The following is a 23,810-nucleotide window of genomic DNA, read 5'->3' as shown; positions in this document are numbered from 1 at the left end:
CGACGCTACCGAACGACCCGACGAGGACCCGTCTTCGGTGCTAGGGAGTCAATGGCGCCACTTGACCACCGGTCAGCCTGCGATAGGCGTGCACCATGAACAGGTATGCCACCGGAGCGGCGACCAGCAGGCCGATGAAGCAGACCAGCGCACCCACCACGATCATGACCAGAGCGATCAGCCAGGTGAGCAGCACCTGAACGAAGTTGTTCTTGGCAATGCCGACGCTTGCCTTGATCCCGTCGACCGGCGACAGCCCGCGTTCGACGATCGACACGGTGGTGAACAACGTGAAGATGGAGACGAGGAGGCCCGGGATGATGCAGAGGAACGAGCCGATGGAACTCGCGATGCCGACGATCAAGCTGGCAATCAGGACGCTGCCGACGTTGCGCGGCTTGAAGAATGAGCCGATCTCGACCTTCTCGCCGTTGGCGATGTCGAGCAGACCGCCCCAGTACGCCGAGGCGATCGCCCCGCCGAGGACGAACAACACCAGATAGCCGACGATCAAGACCAGGATGCTCGCCACGCCGTATCCGGCACCGTAGGAATAGCTGAAGCCCCCGCCGTCATAGGAGTCGTACGTGCTCGTCGTCGTGGGCGCCACGGCGCCCGCCAAGAACGTGACGATGCCGTAGACGGCCGCGAGCACCAGCGCGTAGACGAGCGTCGGCACGATGAGCGGGACGGCGTTCTTGCTGAACTTGTTCCACGCCCACCCGAACGCCTCGCCGACGTCGACGTTGTTGGTGGGGGCAGGCGGGTATCCGCCGTAGCCACCCTGCGCGGGGTAACCGCCCTGCTGATAACCGCCCTGCTGGTAACCACCCTGCTCATAACCGCCCTGCTGGTAACCGCCGGGAGGCGGCGGGGCGTAGCCGCCCTGCGGCGGTGGGGGCGGCGGATAACTGCCCTGCGGCGGTGGCGGTGGCGGGTAGCCACCCTGCGGGGGCGGCGGGTAACCACCCTGCGGCGGTGGGGGTGCGCCGTAACCGCCCTGGGGCGGCGGTGGCGGGTAGTTCCCCTGCGGGGGCGGCGGGTAGTTGCCTTGCGACGGGGGCGGGTAGTTGCCCTCGTTCGACGGGTGGTCACCCTCGGGCGGTGGTGGGGGGTTGGTCATGTCAGTCCTTGATGGTTCGGGCAGCGAAGCGCGACTACGGCCACGAGGCGTGGCGGCCGCGCCTGGCGATTGCGAGACGGCGAATCAGTTGGAGGAGAAGAACACGAAGTACGCGATCAAGCTGATGACCAACGACGCCGCGCCGACGATGATGCCGGCCAGTGCGAGGCCGCGGCCGGCTTGGCCGGTCTGCTTGATCTGATTGATTGCGACGAAGCCGAGGATGATCCCCACGATCGACCCGATCCCGCAGAACAGGCCGATCACCGAGCAGACCAGGGAGGCGATGGCGAGGTTGTTGTTACTGGGGGTGGGAGCGGGCTCGAAACCGCCGTATCCACCTGGTGGCGGATAACTTCCGGGTCCCCCCGGCGGCGGGTAACTTCCACCCGGAGGCGGAGGCGGATAGCTTCCGCCTGGAGGCGGCGGCGGGTAGTTGCCGGGAGGGGGCGGCGGATACTCGGTCATGAACGCCTTCCACTAAGCAATGTGCTGGTCCTAAGCGCTGCTACCCTACCCGAGAACCTGCTGAAAGAGGTCACCAAAAGGTCATCTGTTCGCTCGAAGTCCTTGCCCCGGCCAAGGGGCGTGGGACGGCCGAATCCGGCACTGCGGCATCGCTATCGGCGAGTGCTGCCGTTCGACAGGAACCCGAGCAGGTCGTGTCGCGTCAGCACGCCGACGGGCTTGCCCTCCTCGACCACCATCACGGCGTCGATGTCGCGTAGTTCCTTGGCTGCGGCACTGACCAATTCGCCCGCACCGATGAGCGGCAGCGCCGGGCTCATGTGCTGGGACACGGCGTCGGCGAGCTTGGCCCGGCCCTCGAACACCGCCGAGAGCAGTTCCCGTTCCGAGACGCTTCCCGCGACCTCGCCCGCCATCACGGGGGGTTCCGCACCGACGACTGGCATCTGGGACACCCCGTACTCACGGAGGATCCCGATCGCGTCGCGCACCGTCTCCGACGGGTGGGTGTGTACGAGGTCGGGCAGCGCACCGGACTTGCCGCGCAACACGTCTCCGACGGTGGTCTGCTCCATCGACCCGTCGAGCCGTTCCCGGAGGAAGCCGTACGACGACATCCAGGAATCGCTGAAGATCTTTGAGAGATAGCCTCTTCCGCCGTCGGGCAGCAGAACCACGACGACGGCGTCGGGCCCGGCCCGCTCGGCCACGCGGATCGCGGCGACCGCGGCCATGCCGCAGGACCCGCCGACCAGGAGCGCTTCCTGGCGGGCGAGTCGGCGCGTCATCTCGAAGGAGTCGGCGTCGGAGACCGCGATGATCTCGTCGGTGACGGTGGGGTCGTAGGCCGACGGCCAGAAGTCCTCTCCGACGCCCTCGACGAGGTACGGCCGGCCGGTGCCACCCGAGTACACCGATCCCTCCGGGTCGGCGCCGATGATCTTCACCGCACCACCCGAGACCTCCTTGAGGTAGCGGCCGGCGCCGGTGATCGTCCCGCCGGTGCCGACGCCGGCGACGAAGTGGGTGATCTTGCCGTCGGTGTCGGCCCAGATCTCCGGACCGGTCGTCTCGTAGTGGCTCGCAGGGCCGTTCGGGTTTGAGTATTGGTCGGGCTTCCACGCGCCGTCGATCTCGCGGACCAGGCGATCCGAGACGCTGTAGTAGCTGTCGGGGTGATCGGGCGGCACCGCCGTCGGTGACACGACGACGTCGGCACCGTAGGCGCGCAACACGTTTCGCTTGTCCTCGCTGACCTTGTCGGGGCAGACGAAGATGCATCGGTAGCCACGCTGCTGCGCCACCAGGGCCAGCCCGACACCGGTGTTGCCGGAGGTCGGCTCCACGATCGTGCCACCGGGCTTGAGCTCGCCACTGGCCTCCGCGGCGTCGATCATCTTGATCGCGATGCGGTCCTTGGAACTGCCACCGGGATTGAGGTACTCGATCTTGGCCGCTACCAGGCCCGCACCTTCGGGCACAACGGAGTTCAGCCGGACGAGAGGCGTATTGCCGATGAGCTCACTGACATGACCCGCGATTCGCATGCGTCCATCGTGTCAGGCGCACGGTTCGGTTACCAGGTCGCCTCTCGGATGTAGTCGCCGATCTGCTTCAGCGACCGCGTCGCTTCCTTCACACTCGGCGCCGCCAACTGGAATACGTGCATCTGACCAGGCCAGACGTGCACTTCGACGGGCACACCAGCCGCGGCGAGCATGTGCGCGGCCTTTCTGGCGTCGTTGAGCAGAACTTCCGAGCCGGACACGTGGATGAGGGTGCGCGGCAGACCGGTCTCGACGTGGTCGAGCGGTTCGTAGACCTCCTCGGACTTGCGCTTGGCCGCACGTTCGATGAGGTCGACGAGCGCGTCGAACGCCTTCGACGGGAACATCGCGTCGGAGTGTGCGTTCGGATGCTGGGCCCGGCCGTCGTTGTCGATCTCGAACAGCGGCGACATGGTGACCATCGCCGCGGGCAGCTCGCCCTCCAGATTGAGGCGTTCGGCCAGCGCCAACGACAGATAACCGCCCGCCGAGTCGCCCGCCAGGACGATCTGGGACGGGTCGTACCCCTTGAGCCGCAGCCAGCGGTAGGCGTCGTAGCAGTCGTCGACCGCCTCGCCGATGGAGTGCTTGGGGATCATGCGGTAGTTGACGACCAGGGCCGGGCTGTCGGCGAACCGCGACAGCGCGGTCACCATGCGACCGTGGGTGTTGGCACCACAGGCGAGGAACGCCCCGCCGTGCAGGTACAGGATGACGCTGCGTTTGCCGTCGGCCGGCAAGACACCGGCCGCCCTAATGAGCTGCGCAGTGCAATTCGGCAGGCCGATGGTGGCCCGCACGGTGCCTGGGGCTGGTCGCAGCACGCGGGCAGCGAAGTCGACCACGCCGAACGGGAATGGCACTCGCGACGCGTAACTACCCACGGCGAGCGTTGGCTTGATTGTCAGCATTGCTCCAAGAGCAAACAACCGACCCGCAAGGCTCGGGCCGTCTTCGACCACTTCGACCGGGGTACCGTCACTGACGGGGAATCGTCGCGTTTTACGCGCCCTACCACTGGTTACGGCGGATCCGTACGAACCGGAGATCTCACTTGGTGCGGTCATCGTCACCACTTCCCTACGCCAATGTAGTGCCCGGTTCGGTTAATGCTTAGCCAACCCCAGGTAACTTAGCTTGACACCTGCCAAATGTTCAACGAACGTAGAACTTGATTTCGTACCGGACTTGATATCGCACCGTGACCGGCCGTGACCGTGACCACGCGGATAACCCGGCCCGACGGACCTAAACTGATCGCGTGGTCATCCGTGGACCGCGTCGGTCGACCATTGCCCTGGCAGCGGCCGCCACGCTCGCATCGACGGGCTCCGCGTACGTCGGAGCCCGGAACCTCCTGCAGGTTCAGGCCGACCAAGCGCGCCAGGTCATCCCCAAGTCGTGGGACGTCCCCCCGCGGGCCGACGGCGTCTACGCGCCGGGCGGCGGACCGTTCGAGAAGTGGCATCGCGGCGTGTCGTTCGACATCCATCTGATGGTGTTCGGCGACTCGACGGCCACCGGCTACGGCTGCCGGATCGCCGACGAGGTGCCGGGCGTGTTGATCGCCCGCGGACTCGCCGAGCAGTCCGGCAAGCGGATCCGCTTGAGCACCAAGGCGATCGTCGGCGCGACGTCGAAGGGCCTCTCGGGACAGATCGACGCCATGTTCGTGGCGGGTCCGCCGCCGGATGCCGCCGTGGTGATGATCGGCGCCAACGACGTCACCGCGCTCAACGGCGTCGGGCAGTCGGCACGGCGCGTGGGTGCCGCGGTGAGGCGACTGCGCGGCAGCGGGGCCGTCGTCGTCGTCGGCACGTGTCCGGATTTCGGCGTCATCACCGCGATACCGCAGCCGCTGCGCACCGTCGCCCGCACGATCGGTCTTCGCCTGGCCCACGCACAGGCCACCGAGGTGCGCGCTGCGGGTGGCGTTCCGGTGCCGTTCTCGGAGCTGCTGGCCTCGGAGTTTCAGCAGGCTCCAGAGGAGTTCTTCTCCCAGGACATGTTCCATCCGTCGGCGGCCGGTTATGCGCTGGCCGCCCAGCAGCTGCTGCCCGCGCTGTGCAAGGCACTGGGCGAGTGGACCGTCGACGCCGACGTCGAGCCGGCACTCGAAACCCGGGGCGGCGGCGATTCGTTGTTGGCCCGTCTGGGCGGGGCCGCGCAGTTCTGGCGGCGGACGACGGGCGTACCCGCACCGATCGTCGCCACGGTCACGGGTTAAGTTCGCTGTAGCCGTCACCGTGCCGAGAAGCCACTGAACGAGGAGTTCGCCATGCCCGAAGCCGTCATCGTCTCCACCGCCCGCTCCCCCATCGGCCGCGCCAACAAGGGCTCGCTGGTGAACATGCGGCCCGACGACCTGGCGGCACAGATGGTCAAGGCGGCGCTCGACAAGGTGCCCGGGCTCGACCCGCGCGACATCGACGACCTGATCATGGGGTGTGGGCAGCCCGCCGGCGAGGCGGGCTTCAACATCGGGCGTGCCGTGGCCGTCGAGCTGGGCTACGACTTCCTGCCCGGCACCACCGTGAACCGGTACTGCTCGTCCTCGCTGCAGACCACCCGGATGGCGTTTCACGCAATCAAGGCCGGTGAGGGCGACGCCTTCATCTCCGCCGGCGTCGAGACCGTGTCGCGCTTCATGAACGGCAGCGCCGACGGGTGGCCCAACGGCAAGAACCCGGAATTCGCGGACGCGCAGGCCCGCTCCGACCAGGCCGCGACCGGCGCGACGGAGTGGCATGACCCCCGCGAGGACGGCCTGCTGCCCGACGTCTACATCGCCATGGGCCAGACGGCGGAGAACGTGGCCCTGTTCACCGGCATCAGCCGCGAGGATCAGGACCACTGGGGCGTCCGCAGCCAGAACAAGGCCGAGGAAGCCATCAACAGCGGCTTCTTCGAGCGGGAGATCTCGCCGGTCACGCTGCCCGACGGCACGGTCGTGTCCAAGGACGACGGCCCACGCGCCGGCACCACCTACGAGAAGATCAGCCAGCTCAAGCCCGTCTTCCGGCCCAACGGCACCATCACCGCGGGCAACGCGTGCCCGCTGAACGACGGCGCGGCCGCCGTGGTGATCATGAGCGACACGAAGGCGAAGGAGCTGGGGCTGACACCGCTGGCCCGCATCGTGTCGACCGGTGTGTCGGGGCTGTCGCCGGAGATCATGGGCCTCGGCCCGATCGAGGCGTGCAAGCAGGCGCTGGCGCGGGCCGGCAAGTCGATCGGCGACATCGACCTCTACGAGATCAACGAGGCGTTCGCCGTTCAGGTGCTGGGCTCGGCTCGCGCGCTCGGGATGGACGAGGACAAGCTCAACGTCTCCGGTGGTGCGATCGCGCTCGGCCACCCGTTCGGCATGACGGGTGCCCGCATCACGGCCACGCTGCTGAACAACCTGCAGACTCACGACAAGACGTTCGGCCTGGAGACCATGTGCGTTGGCGGCGGCCAGGGCATGGCGATGGTCATCGAGCGCCTGAGCTAACCGCTCCTCTCCATCGAGTGTGCGTACAGATCGCGATCTCAGAACTTTTCGCGATCTGTACGCACACTCGATTGCCACGCTCGTTGCACGCGCGCCAGGACGTCTGATTCCCGATTGGCCTTCGCCACCCGAATGACGTGCCACCCGAGTTCTTGGACTCGCTCGACGCGCACGATGTCCTTCGCGAATTGCACCGGGTCGGTGCGATGGTGGTCCCCGTCATACTCGACGGCGAGTCTTACGTCTTCCCAACCCATGTCGAGGAAGTACGTCGGCTGCCCGTAGCCCCCGCCTATCGGAATCTGCGTGCGGGGGCGTGGATAGCCCGCCCGAATCAGCAAGAGCCGCAACCACGTTTCTCTCGGCGACTCGGCGCCCGGGTCGTACAGGTTCAGCACCGCGGGCAGCTGTCGGACCCCTGGTGATCCCGGATGCCGCTTCGCCACCGCCATCACCGCCTCGACCGCCAAATCCGTTGCGTTGCCGAGTGCGTCGAGGCGCTCGACGCATCCGTTCACCGATCCTCGACGGCCGAGGTCGAACGCCGTTCTCGCCGCCGTGGTCACCCACATGCCGTCGATGGTTTCGAACTCGCCACTGCGCAGACGATCTCGACGGGTCTTCACGCCGCGCGGCGGGCGTGCATTCGGCCAGATGAGTTCGACCGGCACGTCGTCGGCAATCCAGCGACTGCCGTGCATCGCCGCAGCCGCCAGCCCGCAGACGACGCCGTCGCCGTAGGTCCACTGCCACGCGCCACGGATCCGCTGCCGCAGCGTCGGCTGAACACCGGCGGGCAGGTAGATGTCGGGAAGGATTGGCCGATGCGCGGTGCGCAATCGGTACTTGTTGGCCACCCGCCCGTTGACCAGTGCCTCGCTGCCGATGAAGGGCATCGTGTCGTCGTCCACGTTGGCAGCGTCACCGTGGCGACCGACCGCACGCCCCGTCGCGTGTGCTTGCAGATCGCGATCTGTGGACGAATCGCGATCTGTGAGCACACTCGACGAGTTGGGGGATTCGGGAGAAGAGCCCACCCGGACCCGGACAAGCAGAAAGCCCGTTCGCAATACGCGAACGGGCTTCCCGGGGAAGCGCTGCTAGTCGTTCTGGAAGTAACTGAGCAGACGCAGGATTTCGAGGTACAGCCACACCAGCGTCACGGTCAGACCGAGCGCGATGCCCCAGCCCGCCTTCGACGGCACACCGGCGCGGACCATCTGGTCGGCGGCGTCGAAGTCGATGAGGAAGCTGAACGCGGCGAGCGCGATGCACAGCAGCGAGAAGCCGATCGCGATGGGGCCACCGCTGCGCAGACCGAAGCCTTCGCCGCCGCCCACGCCGAACATGGCGAGGACGATGTTGAGCAGCATCAGGGCCATCACGCCGAACAGGCCGGCGACGATCATGCGGGTGAGCTTGGGCGTGACGCGGATGGCGCCGGTCTTGTAGACGACCAGCATGCCGAAGAACACGCCGAGCGTGCCGACGATCGCCTGCGCGATCATGCCGGGGCCGCCCGTGGAGACCAGGTTGGCGAACAGGAACGACGCGGCACCGAGGAAGAGACCCTCGAGCGCGGCGTAGGTCAGCACGATGGCCGGATTGTCTTGCTTGCGACCGAACGTCGCAATCATGACCAGGACGAAGCCACCGAGGCCGCCGACGAGCGTGAAGGGCATCATCAGCCCGACGTTCTGCGACACCAGGAAGTAGGAGACCACCGCGACCGCGGACAGCACGGCCAGCGTGATGCCCGTCTTGGTGACGACGTCGTCGATGGTGAGCGGTCGGGAGACCTTGCTGGACTGGTCGGCGTACGGCTGAGCCGCGTACGGATCGGCCTGTACCGTGGCCGCGCCGTAACCGGCGGCTCCGCCACCGAATTGGGCATAACCGCCGCCCTGCTGCTTTGGCAGGGAACGGAATACCGGGTTGCTGCTCTCGCGCACCGTCGGTTCCTCTCGTGATGCTTGTCGTCCGTCGGGTGACGAACTGTGCCGAACAATGGGTCAACGTGTGGCGACTCGGACCGGTTCCCGGCCTCGTCGGTGAAACTGTGAACTCCTTGGCAAAGGTTACCCGTGTCGCTCCGACCTGGGGTCACGATCTAGATTGCACACCGTGGCCGAAAACGAGGATCTCCTAGTAAAAGTCGAGAACGGCGTGGGTGTCGTGACCCTGAACAGGCCAAAGGCCATCAACTCCCTCACCCACGGCATGGTCGCCGACCTTGAGAACGCTCTCAGGAACTGGGCCGACGACGCTGCCGTGCACACCGTGCTGCTGACCGGAGCCGGCGAGCGTGGACTGTGCGCGGGCGGCGACGTCATCGCAATCCACGACAGCGCCAAGGCCGACGGCTCCGAGGCACGTTCGTTCTGGCACGACGAGTACGTCCTCAACGCCTACATCTCCCACTACCCCAAGCCCTACGTCGCGATCATGGACGGCATCGCGATGGGCGGGGGCGTCGGCGTGGCGGCCCACGGCAGCGTCCGCGTCGTCACCGACACCACCAAGATGGGCATGCCCGAGGTCGGCATCGGCTTCATCCCCGACGTCGGCGGTACCTACCTGCTCTCCAGGGCGCCGGGCCGCCTCGGACTGCACGCCGCGTTGACGGGCGCGCCGTTCTCCGGGGCCGACGCCATTGCCATGGGCTTCGCCGACCACTACGTTCCCCACGACCGGATCCCCGACTTCACCGGTGCCGTCGTCGCCGACGGGATCGAGGCGGCCCTGTCCGCGTTCGCCGTCGAACCACCCCCCAGCCCCCTTCTTGCACAGCGCGATTGGATCGACGAGTGCTACGCCGGTGAGACCGCCGCCGACGTCGTCGACGCACTGCGGGCCCAGGGCCCCGGCCCGGCCGAGGACGCCGCGAACCTCGTTGGCGGCCGGTCCCCGATCGCGGTGTCGGTGACCCTGGAGGCGGTGCGCCGGGCTGGTCGGCTCGACACCCTGGAGGACGCGCTGCGACAAGAGTTCCGCACGTCCTGCCGCTCCTTGGGCTCCCATGACCTCGTGGAGGGCATTCGCGCGCTCCTGGTCGACAAGGACCGCAATCCTCAGTGGTCGCCGGCGAGTCTGGCACTGTGTTCCAAGGACGCCGTCGACGAATACTTCGCGCCGGCCGACCCCGACCTGACGTTCCCCGGCGAGAAGGATTGATCGAACGATGACCTACGAGACCATCCTGGTCGCGCGCGAGGGCCGCGTCGGGACCATCACGCTCAACCGCCCGAAGGCGCTCAACGCCCTCAACAGCCAGGTGATGGTCGAACTCACCACCGCTGCAGCGGAATTCGACGCCGACCCGGGTATCGGCGCGATCGTCGTCACGGGTAACGAGAAGGCCTTCGCCGCCGGTGCGGACATCAAGGAGATGGCCGACCTGTCGTTCGCCGAGGTCTTCGCCTCCGACTTCTTCGCGACGTGGTCGAGGTTCGCCGCCACCCGCACGCCCACCATCGCCGCCGTCGCGGGGTACGCCCTGGGCGGCGGGTGTGAACTGGCGATGATGTGCGATCTGCTGATCGCCGCCGACACCGCCAAGTTCGGCCAACCGGAGATCAAGCTCGGCGTGCTTCCGGGCATGGGCGGTTCGCAGCGACTCACCCGCGCCATCGGCAAGGCCAAGGCGATGGACCTGATCCTCACCGGCCGCACGATCGACGCGGCCGAGGCCGAACGCAGTGGCCTGGTGTCGCGGGTCGTCCCTGCCGACGCGCTGCTGCAGGAGGCGAACTCGACCGCCGCCACCATCGCCGGCATGTCGCTGTCGGCGGCCCGGATGGCCAAGGAGGCCGTCAACCGCGCCTTCGAGTCCTCACTGACCGAGGGGCTTCTCTACGAGCGGCGACTCTTCCACTCCGCGTTCGCCACCGACGACCAGACCGAGGGCATGGCGGCCTTCACCGAGAAGCGCCCGCCGAACTTCACGCACCGATAAAGTGCGGTGGTGACGGACACGGACACCACCACCGACGAGCGGCCACTCGCCGCCGCCGAACCCGCCCCCAAACCCGACTGGTGGGTGCGGCACTACACGTTCTTCGGCACCGCGTTCGGGTTGGTGTTCATCTGGCTGTCGCTGACGCCGTCGCTTCTCCCCCGCGGACCGCTGTTCCAGGGTCTGGTGAGCGGCGCTGCGGGCGGCATCGGCTACGGCCTCGGCGTCTTCAGCGTGTGGCTGGTCCGCTATCTGCGATCGGCGAACACCAGTCCGACGCCACCCCGATGGGCGTGGATCGCCTTGGTCGTCGTCGGGCTGATCGGACAGACGCTGGCGGTCATCGGGTTTCACGTCTGGCAGGACGACGTGCGCGACTACATGGGCGTGCCCCGGATGGACTTCTGGGACCACCCGCTGACCGCGGTCCTGTCGATCGTGTTCCTGTTCACCTTCGTCGAACTCGGGCAGTTGGTGGGCAAGCTGGTCCGATTCCTGGTTCGGCAGCTCGATCGCATTGCGCCGCCCCGGGTTTCGGCAGTGGTGGTGGTGACGCTGCTGCTCGTGCTGAGCGTCGCGCTCCTCAACGGCATCGTGGTGCGGTTCGCCATGAGCACGCTCAACCACACCTTCGAGTCGGCCAACGACGAGGAGGATCCCGACACCGCCGCACCGACCACGCCGCTGCGATCGGGCGGACCGGGGTCGCTGGTCAGCTGGTCTTCCCTCGGGCATCAGGGTCGCATGTTCATGGCGGGCGGTCCGTCGGTCGCGGACCTCTCGAAGTTCAGCGGCACCAACGCGATCGAGCCGATCCGCGTCTACGCCGGACTGAACTCCGCCGACGGCTTCAAGGCAGCCGCCGAACTCGCCGCCCGCGAACTGTTGCGCACCGGGGGCTTGGATCGCGCCGTCGTCGCGGTCGCCAACACGACCGGCACCGGGTGGATCAACGAGGCCGAGGCCGCGTCGCTGGAGTACATGTACAACGGCAACACCGCGATCGTGTCGATGCAGTATTCGTTCCTGCCGAGTTGGTTGTCGTTCCTCGTGGACAAGGAGAATGCGCGCCAGTCGAGTCAGGCGCTCTTCGAGGCCGTCGACGCCCTGGTGCGCACGATGCCCGAGGCCCGTCGACCCAAGCTGGTGGTGTTCGGTGAGAGCCTCGGCTCCTTCGGCGGCGAGGCGCCGTTCCTGTCGCTGAACAACCTCATCGCGCGCACCGACGGCGCGTTGTTCTCCGGCCCGACGTTCAACAACACCATCTGGACCACCCTGACCGAGGAGCGCGACGCGGGATCACCGCAGTGGTTGCCGATCTACGACCAGGGCGAGAACGTCAGGTTCGCCGCCGACGCCGCCAATCTTCAACGGCCGCAGTCTCCCTGGGGTCAGCCCCGGGTGGTGTACCTGCAGCACGCCTCGGATCCCATCGCGTGGTGGAACCCCGATCTGTTGTTCGCCAAACCGGACTGGTTGCGCGAACCCAGGGGTGACGGCGTCTCACCCGAGATGGAGTGGATCCCCGTGGTGACCTTCCTGCAGGTGTCGGCCGACATGGCGGTCGCGGTGGACGTGCCGGACGGCCACGGCCACGTCTACGTGCGCGACGTCGCGAACGCGTGGGCGGCCATCATGCAGCCACCGAACTGGACGCCAGAGAAGACCGAACGGCTACGGCCGCTGCTGCGCTCCGACGAATGACGCGTCGAGCCGGTCGAGGACCCCGGCCGACTTCAGTGCGTGGTAGCCGCCGATGACGTCGGTGGCGCGGTGCAGGCCGAGGTCGACGAGTGCGGCCGCCGCGAGGCTCGAGGTGTAGCCCTCCGAACACAGCACGATCCACTCGACGTCGTCACCGACCGCCTCGGGCAGCCGGGCGTCGCTGGTGGGGTCGCAACGCCACTCGAGGACGTTGCGTTCGATGAGCCGGGCCGCGGGCACGTCGCCTTCGGCGGCGCGCTGGACGGCGGGCCGGATGTCGACCAGCAGAGCGCCACGCTCGAGGGCGGCCGGCACGTCGGCGGCGTCGATTCTGGTCAGCTTGTCGCGCGCGGACTCCAGTACGGCGTCGATTCGGCTGGGCATCAATCCCCCTCGGGCTTGTCCGTCAGCTCCGTCCGCTCCCGCCGCAGGGTGTTGCGCTCGGTGACCTCGTAATAGGACATCGCGGTCAGCGGCGGGGAGTAGGCGTGCACGCTCAGGGTAGGCGCCGGGGTCGGACCGGAGAGTCGCACGGGCTGAGACGGGGCCCAGACCACGTCGTGGACCCAGCCGAGGGGAAAGCCCGCCTGGTCTCCCGCGTCGAGTCGACGCTGTCGCAACGCGCCACCGTCCCAACGGGTTTCGACCAGCGCGCCGGACACCACCGTGACGGCACCGAGGGAGCCGCCGTGGTCGTGGAGTTCGGTGGAGCGCTCGGGCACCCAGCTGATGAGCCAGACGTCGAGTTCGTCGTCGCCGTGCAGGCGCGTGAACCAGCGTTCGTCGGTGGGTGGTCCGCCGACGGGCAGGACGTGGTCGTAGCGGCCCGAGAGCACGTGGTCGGCGGCGACGTCGGTGGCCTGCAGCAGGTCGGGGATGCGGAGGCGAGTGGGGGCGACGGCGGACGGCAGGACAAGAGACATGTGGGAACTCCAGGGTGAACCGGGAAGACGGAGACGATCAGGGGGCGGGCGTTACGCCCGACAACACTCCCGACGAATGGTCCGTTCCAACACGCTGGCGAGTGTTGCATAGATTGGGGGCATGCGCAGCTACCCGATCCTGGCCGCGGCAGCGTTCGCGGTCCTCCTCGCCGGCTGCTCGTCGGGTGCCGACGGCGGCGACGCCACACCGTCGACGACGGCGTCGGGCACCCCGACAGCGACGACCACGACGTCCCTGCAGACCCACACCGCCGAGCCCGGCGCGACGGGGGTGTCGCCGAACGGGGTGACGACGGCGGTCGGCGCGCCGGCGCAGTCGACCGAGGACGAATACTTCCAGGCCTGCCACGCTGCGAAGACGTGGATGCAACAGCGCGGCGGCGATCAGAAGGGGCAGTTCGAGCCCTACCTGGAGAGCCTGCAGAAGTCGGACTCCGCCGGGCCCGGCACGTTCGACACGCCGTGGTCGCGGCTGCCCGCGGCTCGGCAGGCGGCGGTCATCGTGGCGGCCGACGCGGCCGCTGACGACCTCTGCGGCTGAGCATCCGCGATGGGGCGCCGCGGGTTTTAATCACGCGGGTCGGAAAGAACGCCCGAATGCCAAGGTGCGCAAACTATTAGACCGTCTACACGTTTGTGGCGCATGTCACATTCTTCGGTACTATGTGTCCCTCATCACCTTGGGAGGGCTCATGATCGGACCGGACGACGGCAAGACACGGACTGCATTGCCCCGCGCCGCCGGCGGCTCGATCAACGGCATGCGGATCCTCATGGGACTGCTGCTGTTCGCCATCCTCGTCGGCTCGATCATGGGTGTCGTGGTGGCTCTGTCCAGCGGGCAGCCGACCATCGCCTTGATCATCGGGCTGATCGCCGCCGCGTTCTTCACCAGGGTGGGCTGCTAGCCCGCTCCCCCCTCACACCCGGCAGGACGCGTGTCCTGCCGGTCCCGCCTGTCTCCGCAGCGACAATGTAGCGATGCGAGTAGCGCTCAGTCTGGGCAGCGGCGGCGCCCGGGGATACGCGCACATCGGGGTGATCAACGAGCTGCGCGACCGTGGCCACCAGATCGTCGGCATCTCGGGATCGTCGATGGGAGCCCTCGTCGGGGGGCTGGCCGCCGCCGACAAGCTCGACGAGTACACCTCCTGGGCGACGTCACTGACCCAGCGTGCGGTGCTGCGGCTCCTCGACCCCTCGCTGACGTCGGCGGGCGTGCTGCGCGCCGACAAGATCCTCGACGCCGTGCGCGAGATCCTCGGCGACGAGGCGATCGAGAACCTGCCCGTCCCGTTCACCGCGGTCGCCACGGATCTCATCGCGGGAAAGTCGGTGTGGCTGCAGCGCGGTCCGGTCGACGCGGCCATCCGGGCGTCGATCGCGATCCCCGGCGTGATCAAGCCGCACGTGCTCGACGGCCGACTGCTGGCCGACGGCGGAATTCTCGATCCCCTGCCGATGGCACCGCTGGCCGCGGTCAACGCCGACCTGATCATCGCGGTCAGCCTGGGTGGCGACGATCCCACCCGGGCCACCCCGGGGCCCAGTCCGAGCCCCGGCGCGACCACCGAACGTCTGAGCCGGATGTGGCGCAACACCACAGCCCTGCTGGACACGACGACCGCACGAGCGCTGCTCGACACCCCCGCCGCGAAGACGGTGCTGAGCCGGTTCGCCAACGACGGGGTCGAGATCGACGATCACGACGACCACACCGAGACCGTGGTGCCGCGACTGGGCGGCTTCGAGGTGCTCAACCGTTCCATCGACATCGCCCAGGCCGCGCTGATGCGCCACACCCTGGCGGCCTATCCGCCGGATCTGTTGATCGAGGTGCCACGCACGGTCGCGAGGAGCCTCGAGTTTCACCGCGCCGAGGAGGTCATCGAGATCGGTCAGGAGCTTGCCGCGGCCGCCCTGGACACCTTCACGCCACCGTCGTCACACGCCTAGGAACCGCCCGACCCGTTCGGCGTGGCGCCGCCCCTGGACCCGGCCGGCCTGCGCGGCCGGAAGCCGACAGGCCGGATCCAGCGGATTGGGACCGAACGCGGCGATCGCCTCGTCGTCGGCGAACACGGCGAGGGCGTCCCCTGGGAAGGCGCCGATCTCGGCGGCGGCCCCCTCGCCGAACGGCGTCGGCGACGTCTCGCTCGCAGGCACGAGGACGACCACCGCGTCGCAATCCGCCGCGGCGGTCACGTTGACGGCACTCCCGACGCCGCCGTCCATGAATCGCCGGTCGCCGACCGTCACCGCCGGCCAGACTCCCGGCACCGCGCAACTCGCCGCCACGGCGTCGACCAGGGCCACGCCCGAGTCGCGATCCAGGACCACCAGCTCGCCGGTGTCGACGTCGATCGCGGTGATGCGCAGGATCCGCTCGGGCCAGTCCCGCGACGGCAACCGATGGCCGATCACGGCGCGGCGCACCGGCTCGGGAACGGTGTCGGCGGCCGCGGCGACGGCGCCGATGCGCTGGAGCTTCTCCCTGGGCGTGGCGCCGGGCGCACCGATGGCGCTGACGAACAGCTCCATCACCTCGTCGATGCTCGTCCTCGGGGCGAGCTCGTGGGTCTCGGCGGCGAGCTGGGCGTCGTAGAGCACCTCGAGGCTGGCGCCGCTGCCGAGCTGAGCGGCCACCGTCGACCCGGCCGACGTGCCGAGCAGCACCTCGGCGTCGAGCAGGGCGCGGGCCACCTTCGGTGCTTCGTCGGCGATGCCGATGAGCACTCCGGTCTCCCAGGCGATGCCCGCCAGTCCTCCGCCCGCCAACACGAGTCCACGTTTGGTCACGGGTGCCGAGTGTGCCAGGTGTCACGGGCATCGTCGGTGATTGCCCCGCGCCGGCCGACTGCGCCATGATGGTCTGGTACCTTCCGGTACCACGCGTCTGACGAAGGGATCGACATGGCAGAGACGATGAGAGCGCAGCGCTTCTACGCCGACACCAGAAAGGTCACCGTCGAGGACGTTCCGATCCCCGAGCTGGGACCCGGCGAAGTTCTGGTCAAGGTCGCCTTCTGCGGAATCTGCCACTCGGACCTCAGCCTGATCAACGGCACGTTCCCCTCCCAGCGCGCGGTGGTCACCCAGGGGCACGAGGCCTCCGGCACCGTAGCCGCGATCGGCCCGGACGTGACCGGCTGGTCCGAGGGTGACCGAGTGGTGGTCGCCGCCGGACGCCCGTGCCTGGCCTGCGCCAACTGCCGCCGCGGCGACCTGTCGAATTGCCTGCACATTCAGCTCATGGCGTTCGCCTACGACGGCGCCTGGGCCGAGTACACCGTCGCACAGGCCTTCGGGCTCACCAGGATTCCCGACGACGTCTCCCTCGAGCACGCCGCGATCCTCGCCGACGCCGTCTCCACCCCGTACGGCGCGGTGGTGCGAACCGGCAAGGTCGGTATCGGCGAGTCGGTGGGCGTCTGGGGCGTCGGCGGTCTCGGCACCCACGTGGTGCAGCTGGCCCGTCTGGTCGGCGCGGCGCCCATCATCGCCGTGGACGTCAAACCCGCCGTGCTCGAGCGTGCTCTGGCCGTCGGCGCCGACTACGCGTTCGACGCCCGCGACGACGCACTTCACGACAAGATCCTCGAGGCCACCGGTGGCCGCCAACTCGACGTCGCCTTCGACGCCGTGGGCATCTCGTCGACGTTCGAGCAGGCCCTGGGCAACCTGACCGTCGGCGGCCGCGTCGTCGGGATCGGCATGAGCGCCGACATGCCGTCGATCGGTTCGACGGCGATGTTCAACCTGTTCAAGTGGCAGGCTCTCGGCCACCTCGGCTATCAGAACGCCGACATCGGCACGCTGGCCACCCTGGTGTCGAGGGGCCGCCTGGACCTGTCGAGGTCGATCAGCGACGTCGTGTCGCTGGAGGACGTCGCGACGGGCATCGAGAAGCTCGACACCGGTGACGGCGATCCGATCCGGATCCTCGTCAAGCCCTAGCGCAGGTGCGGTGCCGCCTTGCCGCTGATCAGCGGCAAGTCCAGATAGGTGGCGATGCCGGGCGCGGCGGCGCACACCGCGGGGATGGAGTTCACGCAGTGCGCCGCCGTCGCGACGATGCCGTCGTTGCTCTCCAGCCCCTCCTCGACGCTGTCGGGCTGGAAGCCCTTCACGGTGACGGTGAAGTCGGGATTGCCCTTGACCTCCATCTCGTAGCGTTCGCCGGCGGGCCCGAAGTTCCACGCCGGGTCCAGGTGCTCCTGCCCCATGAACCAGTTCACGGTGACGCGCACGACGACCTCGTCGCCAACGAGGGCCTCCCAGTGGAACTTTCGGCCCGCGACCTGCCCCGGCTGGATCTCACCCATCGGCGAGTCGATGGGCGCGGTGGCCACCGCGATCTCCTGGGTGGCACGGATCTGCGGGTCGGCGGCGAAGCCCAACTGGTCGACGCACATGCGGACCGACTGGATGAACCCGCCGTCGAGCAGTTTCTGCATCGGACCGGTCAGCGCCTTCTCGGGCGTGTCGCCGAAACCCATCACGTACCGCAGGACGTCGGGGGCGTCGTAGGTCCGTAGGTCCGAGAACTCCTCGGCGCGAACGAATGTCACGCCGGTCGACATGGTGGACAGCAGCAGTGGGAACTTCTCGCTGATGCCACCGGGCGCGATACCCGTGCCGTGCAGGGTGACCCCACCGGCCAGCGCCGCATCGCGCATCGGGCCGGCCTCCCGTTCCCCGGGGTAGAACCATCCCACGGGGGTGACGACGTTCTTGCCCGAGCGCAGTAGGGCCGCCACTTCGTCGGGGTTGGGCATCAGCGGCGAGTACAGCACCGCGTCGGCGTCGAGCGCGAGGATCGCGTCGACGTCGGCGGTGGCCGTGACTCCCACCGGATCCCCACCCACGAGTTCGCCGACGTCCTTGCCGCTCTTGGCTTCCGAGTGGACCCAACAGCCGACCAACTCCAGGTCCGGGTGCTCGAGCACGCCCTTGATCGCGGCAACGCCGACCCCGCCGGTCGCCCACTGCACCACTCGCAACGTCATCGTCACTCCCGTCGACCCCAGAACTAGAACACGTTCTACCTAGGTCTACACCACGCGGATCCGGCCGACTCGGTTTCCGCCTAGGTACCTCCACCAGGCATTAGGGTGACCTCTGGCACGCAGGGTACCGCGCTGGTGGCACGAGGAGACCGCAGATGACCGAGCCGAAGTCGCGCGAGGGCACCATGTTTGGCCACTACCGCCTGCTGCGGCTGATCGGCAGGGGCGGAATGGGTGAGGTCTACGAGGCGCAGGACACCCAGAAGGACCGCATCGTCGCGCTCAAGCTGCTGCCCGAGAGCGTCTCCCACGACCCGGTGTTCCGGGCGCGCCTACAGCGCGAGGCCCATTCCGCGGGCCGGCTGCAGGAGCCACACGTGGTGCCGATCCACGACTACGGCGAAATCGACGGGGTGCTCTTCGTCGACATGCGCATGATCAACGGCTCCGACCTGCGCAAGCTGCTGCGGGACTTCGGTCCGATGACGCCAGCCCGCGCCGTGGCCATCGTGCGCCAGGTCGCCTCGGCCATCGACGCGGCCCACGAGAACGACCTCGTACACCGCGACGTCAAGCCCGAGAACATCCTGGTGACCCGGGACGACTTCGCCTATCTGGTGGACTTCGGCATCGCCAACGCCAAGAGCGACGAGAAGCTCACCGAGCTCGGCACCGCCGTCGGCACCTACGCCTACATGGCGCCGGAGCGATTCTCCGGTGACGAGGTGACCTCCCGCGCCGACGTCTACGCCCTGGCCTGCGTGCTCTACGAATGCCTCGCCGGCTCACAGCCGTTCTCCGGTGACAGCGTCAGCGTCGTCATCACCGGCCATCTGATGCAGCCGATTCCGCAGCCGAGCCTGCAGCGGCCCGGCATCCCTGCTGCCTTCGACCTGGTGATCGCCCGCGGGATGGCGAAGAAGCCTGCCGAACGGTTCGCCACCGCAGGCGATCTCGCGAAGGCGGCCACCGACGCGTTGACGCCGCGCGACCAGGATCACGCCGCGACGATCATTCAACGCGGCGCGGCGGCCGCCGCCATGCCGAGTGGCCCGACGCCGAATCAGGGGCCGACGATGGCCGCCCCGATCCCCGGTCCGCCCCCACCGCCGGCGTACCTGCCGGCGTACGGGGCCACGACACCACCCCATCCGATGACGCACCCACCCGGGCCCCATCCACCACCGCCGTACGGCTATCCCGGCGGACCCCCGCCGCCTCGGCCGTTGGGCCGCAAGAAGACTCCGTGGGTGCCGATCGTCGTCGCATCGGCCGTGCTGGTCCTGGTCCTCGGTGCCGTCGGCACCTTCTTGCTGACCAGGTCCGACAGTGCGGACGCGCCGACCGCCACCACGTCGACGAGGGCGTCGACCGCACGCGAGCGGCCGTCGACCACCCGCACCACCGCACCGAGGACGACCGACGCCGGGGACCCCAGCGGCTTCGACGCCCGACTGATGGCACTGATCCCGCCCAGTTATCCGACGAGCGCGTGCGAGAAGGCGATTCCGCCCGCGCCGGGTGCGCTGGCCACCGTCGACTGCCGCGAGTCTTCACAACCCGGCGGTCCCGCCGCCGCCCGATACTCGCTGTTTCCGACCAAGGATCTGCTGAGCAGCCAATTCGAGTCCGCCATCGGCGAGAACGAGGAACTGCTGCGATGCCCGGGCGCCGACGCCGACTCCCCCATCAGTTGGCACTACCAGGCCACCCCGGACGAGGTGGCCGGATCCGTCGCCTGCGGCACCTACCAGGGCAACGCCGACATCGTGTGGACCCAAGACGACGACCTGCTGCTGGCCGACGTGCAGAGCGCCGACATGGACGCCCTGCACGATTGGTGGCTCAACTACAGCTGAGGTCCGCTGCTATGTTTCGACGAACGCAGCGTCGCGAAGGAGTAGCCATGGCCAAGGGCAGCAACAGGGTGTTCGTCGTCGGGGTCGGGATGACGAAGTTCGAGAAGCCGGGCGCCCGCGAGGGGTGGGATTACCCGCAGATGGCCAAGGAGTCCGGCACCAAGGCACTCGAGGACGCCGGCATCTCCTACGACGCCGTCGAGCAGGGCTACGTCGGATACTGCTCGGGGGATTCGACCTCCGGCCAGCGCGCCCTCTACGAACTGGGCATGACGGGCATCCCGATCGTCAACGTCAACAACAACTGCTCCACCGGGTCTACGGCGTTGTACCTTGCGGCGCAGTCCATCCGCGGCGGCCTGGCCGACTGCGTCCTGGCGCTGGGTTTCGAGAAGATGCAGCCGGGCTCCCTCGGCGGCGGCGCGCAGGACCGCGAGTCACCGCTGGGCAACCACGTCAAGGCGCTCGCGGCGATCGACGAGTTCGCATTTCCCGTGGCGCCGTGGATGTTCGGTGCCGCCGGCCGGGAGCACATGAAGAAGTACGGCAGCACCGCCGAGCACTTCGCGAAGATCGGGTACAAGAACCACAAGCACTCGGTGAACAACCCGTACGCGCAGTTTCAGCAGGAGTACACCCTCGACGACGTGCTCGCCGCGAAGATGATCTCCGATCCGCTGACCAAGCTGCAGTGCTCGCCGACCTCGGACGGTTCGGGGGCCGCGATCGTGGTCAGCGAACGGTTCGTCGACGAGCACGGGCTGGCCGATCAGGCCGTCGAGATCGTCGGCCAGTCGATGACGACGGACTTCGCCAGCACCTTCGACGGCAGCGCGGCCAACGTCATCGGTTACGACATGAACGTCCAGGCCGCGCGAAAGGTCTACGACCAGTCCGGCCTTGGCCCGGAGGACTTCCAGGTGATCGAGCTGCACGACTGCTTCAGCGCCAACGAGCTGCTGCTGTACGAGGCGCTGGGGCTGTGCGGCGAGGGCGAGGCCCCTCGGCTGGTCGACGACGGCGACACCACCTACGGTGGCCGGTGGGTGGTCAACCCCTCGGGCGGGTTGATCTCCAAGGGTCATCCACTGGGTGCGACGGGGTTGGCGCAGTGCGCCGAGCTGACCTGGCAGCTGCGCGGCACCGCGGACAAGCGTCAGGTCTCCGGTGTGACCGCGGCTCTACAGCACAACATCGGCCTCGGCGGCGCCGCCGTCGTAACGGCTTATCAGCGCGCCGACCGCTAGTCGCGAGCCTCCTGCACCTCGTAGACACCCTCGGCGTGGCGCGCCCGGATGGTCTTCTTGTCGTACTTGCCGACGCTGGTCCTGGGCACCGCGTCGACGAAGGTCCAGCGCTCGGGCAACCACCAGCGAACGACCTTGTCGGCGAGGAACTCTCGTAGTTCCGCGGCGGTCGCCTCGGCGTCGTCGTCGAGTACCACCGCAGCCAGCGGACGCTCCTGCCAGCGCTCGTCGGGCACGCCCACGACGGCAGCCTCCAACACGGCGGGGTGCGCGATGAGGTGGTTCTCCAACTCGACCGAGGAGATCCACTCGCCACCGGACTTGATGACGTCCTTGGCGCGGTCGGTCAGGGTGACGTAGCTCAACGGGTCGATGCGGCCGACGTCACCGGTGCGCAACCAGCCGCCGGCGAACTTGGACTCGTCGCGGTCGAGGTAGTAGGAGCCGGTGATCCACGGACCGCGGACCTCCAGCTCGCCGACGGCCTTGCCGTCGTTGGGCACCGGCTCACCGGCGTCGTCGACGATGCGCACCTCGACCCCGCACATGGGCCTGCCCTGGGTGGCCCGCAACGCCCAGTGCTCCTCCTCGGAGGCACCCGGCGGCGGCCAGGCCATCGTCGCCACCGGCGAGGTCTCCGTCATCCCCCACAGTTGCCGGATCTGCACGTCGAACTTCGCCTCGAAGGCCTTCATCAGCGACACCGGTACTGCCGAGCCGCCGCACGACACCAGCCTCAGCGACGAGATGTCATGTCCCGGTGAGCTTTCCAGGCAGTGCATGACGTCGTTCCAGATGGTCGGGACGGCACCGGCCACCGTGGGCCGCCGAGTCTCGATCACGTCGACGATCGACTTCGCGTCGAGGAAGCGATCGGTCAGCACCAGGTCGGCGCCGGCCATCAACGCGGCATACGGCAGACCCCACGCGTTGGCGTGGAACATCGGCACGATCGGCAGCACCGAATCCTCGGCGCCGATGCCGAGAGTATTGGCCGAGCACGTGCTCATGGCGTGCAGATAACTCGAACGGTGGCTGTAGACAACGCCTTTCGGGTTGCCCGTCGTGCCGCTGGTGTAGCACATGGCCGCTGCGTCGGTCTCGACGATCGTCGGCCAGTCGAACTTCGGGGACTGCCGGGCCAGCACCTCGTCGAATCGCACCACGGCCGGTCCCGACCCCACCAGCGCGTCGACGTCGCCGTCGCCGACCGCGATCACGGTGTGGACCGTCTCCAGCAACGGCAGCACCGCCGCGAGCTGCTCGGTCAGCGAGAGGTCGGCGATGATCACCTGGTCTCGCGCCTCGTTGGCGATGTAGGCGATCTGTTCCGGCGACAACCGAATGTTCAACGTATGCAGCACCGCGCCCATCGACGGCACCGCAAGGTATGCGGCGAGGTGCTCGGCGTTGTTCCACATGAAGGTGCCCACCCGCTCGTCGCCGGTGATTCCCAGCTCTCGCAACGCGTTCGCAAGCTGGCCCACCTGCTCGCCGAGTTCGCGGTAGGTGACGGTGCGGTAGCGACCGTCGCCCATGGCGGTGGTGACGGTGCGGTCGCCGTTGACCTCGCAGGCGTAGCGCATGATCGTCGTGACGGTCAGCGGGACGTCCTGCATCGTGCTCTGCATGTCGGATCTCCCCTGGTTGGCCCGTCGAGTGCAACGAAAACCCCGCGAGCGGCGATATGGAGGTGAAGGATTTCCTCCAAAGATAGGGGGCGCCGATGCGTCCATCGTCCGTTCTCTCCACATTCGTCACTTCTGCCGCGGTGGTCGTCACCACGCTGGCCACGTCGACCGTCGCCAGCGCCGACCAGACCGCCCGCGAGAAGATCGACCAGCTTCAGTCCGAGGGGTTCACGGTCAACGTCGACCGAGTCGGCAGCGGTCCCATCGACGGCTGCGTCGTCACCAGCGTCCGCAACCCTCAGACCCAGACCCGCAACGTTCGGGACTACTACGGCCCTCGAGATGCCAACGGCGACCGCAAGTACCGCATCGTCGAGGTCGTCGTCAGCCGGACGATCTCGGTGTCGCTGGACTGCAGCAACTAGGGTCGACGCCGTCGAGGTTTCCCCGGCGGCCCCGATGGTGGATGATTGCCAGCAACCTGACAGGAAGGCGCCTCATGCGCATGAAGTGGACGATCGCCGCGGCAGCCGTCGGAGTGTGCGGAGCTGCCCTGGCGCCGGCGGTGCTCGCCGGTGCCGAGACGGCGCAGGAGACCATCAGCCGCCTGCAGTCCGAGGGCTACACCGTCACCATCGACAAGCTGGGCACGGCGCCGATCTCGCAGTGCGAGGTCACCAGCGTGCGCAACCCGCAGAGCACCTCGCAGCTGGTGCCCTACGTCGGTCCCGGCAACAACGGCGACCGCATCCTGGTCCAGCAGCAGACCAGTCAGACCATCTCGGTGTCCCTGGACTGCACCCGCTGACCTGACCGCAGACGCGAAA

At 68.1% G+C, this 23,810-nt stretch carries 23 protein-coding genes and 1 pseudogene; 13 read left to right on the top strand and 11 right to left on the bottom strand.

The window, feature by feature from the left end; translation table 11 throughout:
• Window positions 1-40: 40 nt before the first annotated feature.
• The 4 genes and pseudogenes from ABZ195_RS19870 to ABZ195_RS19855 all read right to left on the bottom strand — a co-directional run bounded on the left by ABZ195_RS19870 (window position 41) and on the right by ABZ195_RS19855 (window position 4,205).
• Complete coding sequence (locus tag ABZ195_RS19870) at window positions 41-1,123, bottom strand: hypothetical protein (RefSeq protein ID WP_355220766.1); 1,083 nt, start codon at window positions 1,121-1,123, stop codon at window positions 41-43.
• An 84-nt stretch (window positions 1,124-1,207) separates the two neighbouring features.
• Window positions 1,208-1,582: pseudogene (locus tag ABZ195_RS19865) on the bottom strand (DUF4190 domain-containing protein); the annotation flags it as partial.
• Window positions 1,583-1,743: 161 nt separating this feature from the next.
• Entirely contained in the window at window positions 1,744-3,138 is a 1,395-nt protein-coding gene (locus ABZ195_RS19860; RefSeq protein ID WP_355220764.1) for a cystathionine beta-synthase, read from the bottom strand.
• Between the two features lie 29 nt (window positions 3,139-3,167).
• Window positions 3,168-4,205, bottom strand: coding sequence for an alpha/beta hydrolase (locus ABZ195_RS19855; RefSeq protein ID WP_355220762.1), 1,038 nt, complete (start codon window positions 4,203-4,205; stop codon window positions 3,168-3,170).
• A gap of 194 nt (window positions 4,206-4,399) precedes the next feature.
• Between ABZ195_RS19855 and ABZ195_RS19850 the strand changes: the two genes are divergently transcribed.
• Window positions 4,400-5,365, top strand: a complete 966-nt coding sequence (locus ABZ195_RS19850) for an SGNH/GDSL hydrolase family protein (protein WP_355220760.1) — start codon at window positions 4,400-4,402, stop codon at window positions 5,363-5,365.
• Window positions 5,366-5,416: 51 nt separating this feature from the next.
• Window positions 5,417-6,634 (top strand): acetyl-CoA C-acetyltransferase, encoded by a 1,218-nt coding sequence (locus ABZ195_RS19845; protein WP_355220758.1) that lies wholly within the window; start codon window positions 5,417-5,419, stop codon window positions 6,632-6,634.
• 38 nt (window positions 6,635-6,672) lie between these two features.
• On the opposite strand, the gene ABZ195_RS19840 is transcribed toward ABZ195_RS19845, so the two are convergent.
• Both ABZ195_RS19840 and ABZ195_RS19835 read right to left on the bottom strand, forming a co-directional pair.
• The gene (locus ABZ195_RS19840; protein ID WP_355220995.1) at window positions 6,673-7,530 is read right to left on the bottom strand and encodes a DUF559 domain-containing protein; all 858 of its coding nucleotides are present in this window, start codon (window positions 7,528-7,530) and stop codon (window positions 6,673-6,675) included.
• A gap of 204 nt (window positions 7,531-7,734) precedes the next feature.
• Window positions 7,735-8,586 (bottom strand): Bax inhibitor-1/YccA family protein, encoded by an 852-nt coding sequence (locus ABZ195_RS19835; protein WP_355220756.1) that lies wholly within the window; start codon window positions 8,584-8,586, stop codon window positions 7,735-7,737.
• Between the two features lie 172 nt (window positions 8,587-8,758).
• Between ABZ195_RS19835 and ABZ195_RS19830 the strand changes: the two genes are divergently transcribed.
• From ABZ195_RS19830 to ABZ195_RS19820, 3 genes are read left to right on the top strand one after another with little or no spacing between them, the layout of a single operon-like run.
• Window positions 8,759-9,808, top strand: a complete 1,050-nt coding sequence (locus ABZ195_RS19830; RefSeq protein WP_355220754.1) for an enoyl-CoA hydratase/isomerase family protein — start codon at window positions 8,759-8,761, stop codon at window positions 9,806-9,808.
• A 7-nt stretch (window positions 9,809-9,815) separates the two neighbouring features.
• Complete coding sequence (locus ABZ195_RS19825; RefSeq protein WP_355220753.1) at window positions 9,816-10,589, top strand: enoyl-CoA hydratase; 774 nt, start codon at window positions 9,816-9,818, stop codon at window positions 10,587-10,589.
• A 9-nt stretch (window positions 10,590-10,598) separates the two neighbouring features.
• Window positions 10,599-12,293, top strand: a complete 1,695-nt coding sequence (locus ABZ195_RS19820; RefSeq protein WP_355220751.1) for an alpha/beta-hydrolase family protein — start codon at window positions 10,599-10,601, stop codon at window positions 12,291-12,293.
• On the opposite strand, the gene ABZ195_RS19815 is transcribed toward ABZ195_RS19820, so the two are convergent.
• Together ABZ195_RS19815 and ABZ195_RS19810 are read right to left on the bottom strand one after the other, a co-directional pair.
• Entirely contained in the window at window positions 12,264-12,677 is a 414-nt protein-coding gene (locus ABZ195_RS19815; RefSeq protein WP_355220749.1) for a rhodanese-like domain-containing protein, read from the bottom strand. The genes ABZ195_RS19820 and ABZ195_RS19815 overlap by 30 nt on opposite strands.
• Window positions 12,677-13,216 carry a cysteine dioxygenase family protein gene (locus ABZ195_RS19810; RefSeq protein ID WP_355220747.1) on the bottom strand — a complete coding sequence of 180 codons (540 nt, stop codon included), beginning with the start codon at window positions 13,214-13,216 and terminating at the stop codon, window positions 12,677-12,679. The genes ABZ195_RS19815 and ABZ195_RS19810 overlap by 1 nt, the downstream gene beginning before the upstream one ends.
• Before the next feature lie 121 nt (window positions 13,217-13,337).
• Here ABZ195_RS19810 and lpqV point away from each other — a divergent pair, with 121 nt between their 5' ends.
• The 3 genes from lpqV to ABZ195_RS19795 all read left to right on the top strand — a co-directional run bounded on the left by lpqV (window position 13,338) and on the right by ABZ195_RS19795 (window position 15,193).
• On the top strand, window positions 13,338-13,778 hold the full coding sequence (gene lpqV / locus ABZ195_RS19805) for a lipoprotein LpqV (RefSeq protein WP_355220745.1): 441 nt from the start codon (window positions 13,338-13,340) through the stop codon (window positions 13,776-13,778).
• Between the two features lie 151 nt (window positions 13,779-13,929).
• Window positions 13,930-14,145 carry a hypothetical protein gene (locus tag ABZ195_RS19800; RefSeq protein ID WP_355220743.1) on the top strand — a complete coding sequence of 72 codons (216 nt, stop codon included), beginning with the start codon at window positions 13,930-13,932 and terminating at the stop codon, window positions 14,143-14,145.
• Between the two features lie 73 nt (window positions 14,146-14,218).
• Entirely contained in the window at window positions 14,219-15,193 is a 975-nt protein-coding gene (locus tag ABZ195_RS19795) for a patatin-like phospholipase family protein (RefSeq protein WP_355220741.1), read from the top strand.
• Here ABZ195_RS19795 and ABZ195_RS19790 read toward each other — a convergent pair.
• On the bottom strand, window positions 15,182-16,036 hold the full coding sequence (locus ABZ195_RS19790) for a patatin-like phospholipase family protein (RefSeq protein WP_355220739.1): 855 nt from the start codon (window positions 16,034-16,036) through the stop codon (window positions 15,182-15,184). The genes ABZ195_RS19795 and ABZ195_RS19790 overlap by 12 nt on opposite strands.
• Window positions 16,037-16,150: 114 nt before the next feature.
• Here ABZ195_RS19790 and ABZ195_RS19785 point away from each other — a divergent pair, with 114 nt between their 5' ends.
• Entirely contained in the window at window positions 16,151-17,194 is a 1,044-nt protein-coding gene (locus ABZ195_RS19785) for a zinc-binding dehydrogenase (RefSeq protein WP_355220737.1), read from the top strand.
• Here the strand turns inward: ABZ195_RS19785 and ABZ195_RS19780 are convergent.
• Entirely contained in the window at window positions 17,191-18,246 is a 1,056-nt protein-coding gene (locus ABZ195_RS19780) for a dihydrodipicolinate reductase (RefSeq protein ID WP_355220736.1), read from the bottom strand. The genes ABZ195_RS19785 and ABZ195_RS19780 overlap by 4 nt on opposite strands.
• Window positions 18,247-18,401: 155 nt before the next feature.
• Here ABZ195_RS19780 and ABZ195_RS19775 point away from each other — a divergent pair, with 155 nt between their 5' ends.
• Entirely contained in the window at window positions 18,402-20,105 is a 1,704-nt protein-coding gene (locus ABZ195_RS19775) for a serine/threonine-protein kinase (protein WP_355220735.1), read from the top strand.
• A gap of 47 nt (window positions 20,106-20,152) precedes the next feature.
• Window positions 20,153-21,352 carry a lipid-transfer protein gene (locus ABZ195_RS19770; protein WP_355220733.1) on the top strand — a complete coding sequence of 400 codons (1,200 nt, stop codon included), beginning with the start codon at window positions 20,153-20,155 and terminating at the stop codon, window positions 21,350-21,352.
• Here ABZ195_RS19770 and ABZ195_RS19765 read toward each other — a convergent pair.
• Window positions 21,349-22,983 carry a fatty acid--CoA ligase gene (locus ABZ195_RS19765; protein WP_355220731.1) on the bottom strand — a complete coding sequence of 545 codons (1,635 nt, stop codon included), beginning with the start codon at window positions 22,981-22,983 and terminating at the stop codon, window positions 21,349-21,351. The two genes, ABZ195_RS19770 and ABZ195_RS19765, sit on opposite strands and share 4 nt — an antisense overlap.
• A gap of 95 nt (window positions 22,984-23,078) precedes the next feature.
• Between ABZ195_RS19765 and ABZ195_RS19760 the strand changes: the two genes are divergently transcribed.
• Window positions 23,079-23,408: a hypothetical protein gene (locus ABZ195_RS19760; protein WP_355220729.1), complete on the top strand. Its 330-nt coding sequence runs from the start codon at window positions 23,079-23,081 to the stop codon at window positions 23,406-23,408.
• Between the two features lie 74 nt (window positions 23,409-23,482).
• Window positions 23,483-23,791, top strand: a complete 309-nt coding sequence (locus ABZ195_RS19755; RefSeq protein WP_355220727.1) for a hypothetical protein — start codon at window positions 23,483-23,485, stop codon at window positions 23,789-23,791.
• Window positions 23,792-23,810: the final 19 nt, after the last annotated feature.

This window comes from Mycobacterium sp. NPDC006124 (genome assembly GCF_040614235.1).
Classification (GTDB): Bacteria; Actinomycetota; Actinomycetes; order Mycobacteriales; family Mycobacteriaceae; genus Mycobacterium.
This window is presented reverse-complemented; position numbering and strand designations above follow the sequence as displayed.

Bases quoted from the DNA above. Each gene is read 5' to 3' on its own strand.
- ABZ195_RS19870 (WP_355220766.1), bottom strand. From the start codon at position 1,123: ATGACCAACCCCCCACCACCGCCCGAGGGTGACCACCCGTCGAACGAG.
- ABZ195_RS19860 (WP_355220764.1), bottom strand. From the start codon at position 3,138: ATGCGAATCGCGGGTCATGTCAGTGAGCTCATCGGCAATACGCCTCTC.
- ABZ195_RS19855 (WP_355220762.1), bottom strand. From the start codon at position 4,205: ATGACCGCACCAAGTGAGATCTCCGGTTCGTACGGATCCGCCGTAACC.
- ABZ195_RS19845 (WP_355220758.1), top strand. From the start codon at position 5,417: ATGCCCGAAGCCGTCATCGTCTCCACCGCCCGCTCCCCCATCGGCCGC.
- ABZ195_RS19840 (WP_355220995.1), bottom strand. From the start codon at position 7,530: ATGCCCTTCATCGGCAGCGAGGCACTGGTCAACGGGCGGGTGGCCAAC.
- ABZ195_RS19825 (WP_355220753.1), top strand. From the start codon at position 9,816: ATGACCTACGAGACCATCCTGGTCGCGCGCGAGGGCCGCGTCGGGACC.
- ABZ195_RS19815 (WP_355220749.1), bottom strand. From the start codon at position 12,677: ATGCCCAGCCGAATCGACGCCGTACTGGAGTCCGCGCGCGACAAGCTG.
- ABZ195_RS19810 (WP_355220747.1), bottom strand. From the start codon at position 13,216: ATGTCTCTTGTCCTGCCGTCCGCCGTCGCCCCCACTCGCCTCCGCATC.
- lpqV (WP_355220745.1), top strand. From the start codon at position 13,338: ATGCGCAGCTACCCGATCCTGGCCGCGGCAGCGTTCGCGGTCCTCCTC.
- ABZ195_RS19800 (WP_355220743.1), top strand. From the start codon at position 13,930: ATGATCGGACCGGACGACGGCAAGACACGGACTGCATTGCCCCGCGCC.
- ABZ195_RS19795 (WP_355220741.1), top strand. From the start codon at position 14,219: ATGCGAGTAGCGCTCAGTCTGGGCAGCGGCGGCGCCCGGGGATACGCG.
- ABZ195_RS19785 (WP_355220737.1), top strand. From the start codon at position 16,151: ATGGCAGAGACGATGAGAGCGCAGCGCTTCTACGCCGACACCAGAAAG.
- ABZ195_RS19780 (WP_355220736.1), bottom strand. From the start codon at position 18,246: ATGACGTTGCGAGTGGTGCAGTGGGCGACCGGCGGGGTCGGCGTTGCC.
- ABZ195_RS19775 (WP_355220735.1), top strand. From the start codon at position 18,402: ATGACCGAGCCGAAGTCGCGCGAGGGCACCATGTTTGGCCACTACCGC.
- ABZ195_RS19770 (WP_355220733.1), top strand. From the start codon at position 20,153: ATGGCCAAGGGCAGCAACAGGGTGTTCGTCGTCGGGGTCGGGATGACG.
- ABZ195_RS19765 (WP_355220731.1), bottom strand. From the start codon at position 22,983: ATGCAGAGCACGATGCAGGACGTCCCGCTGACCGTCACGACGATCATG.
- ABZ195_RS19760 (WP_355220729.1), top strand. From the start codon at position 23,079: ATGCGTCCATCGTCCGTTCTCTCCACATTCGTCACTTCTGCCGCGGTG.
- ABZ195_RS19755 (WP_355220727.1), top strand. From the start codon at position 23,483: ATGCGCATGAAGTGGACGATCGCCGCGGCAGCCGTCGGAGTGTGCGGA.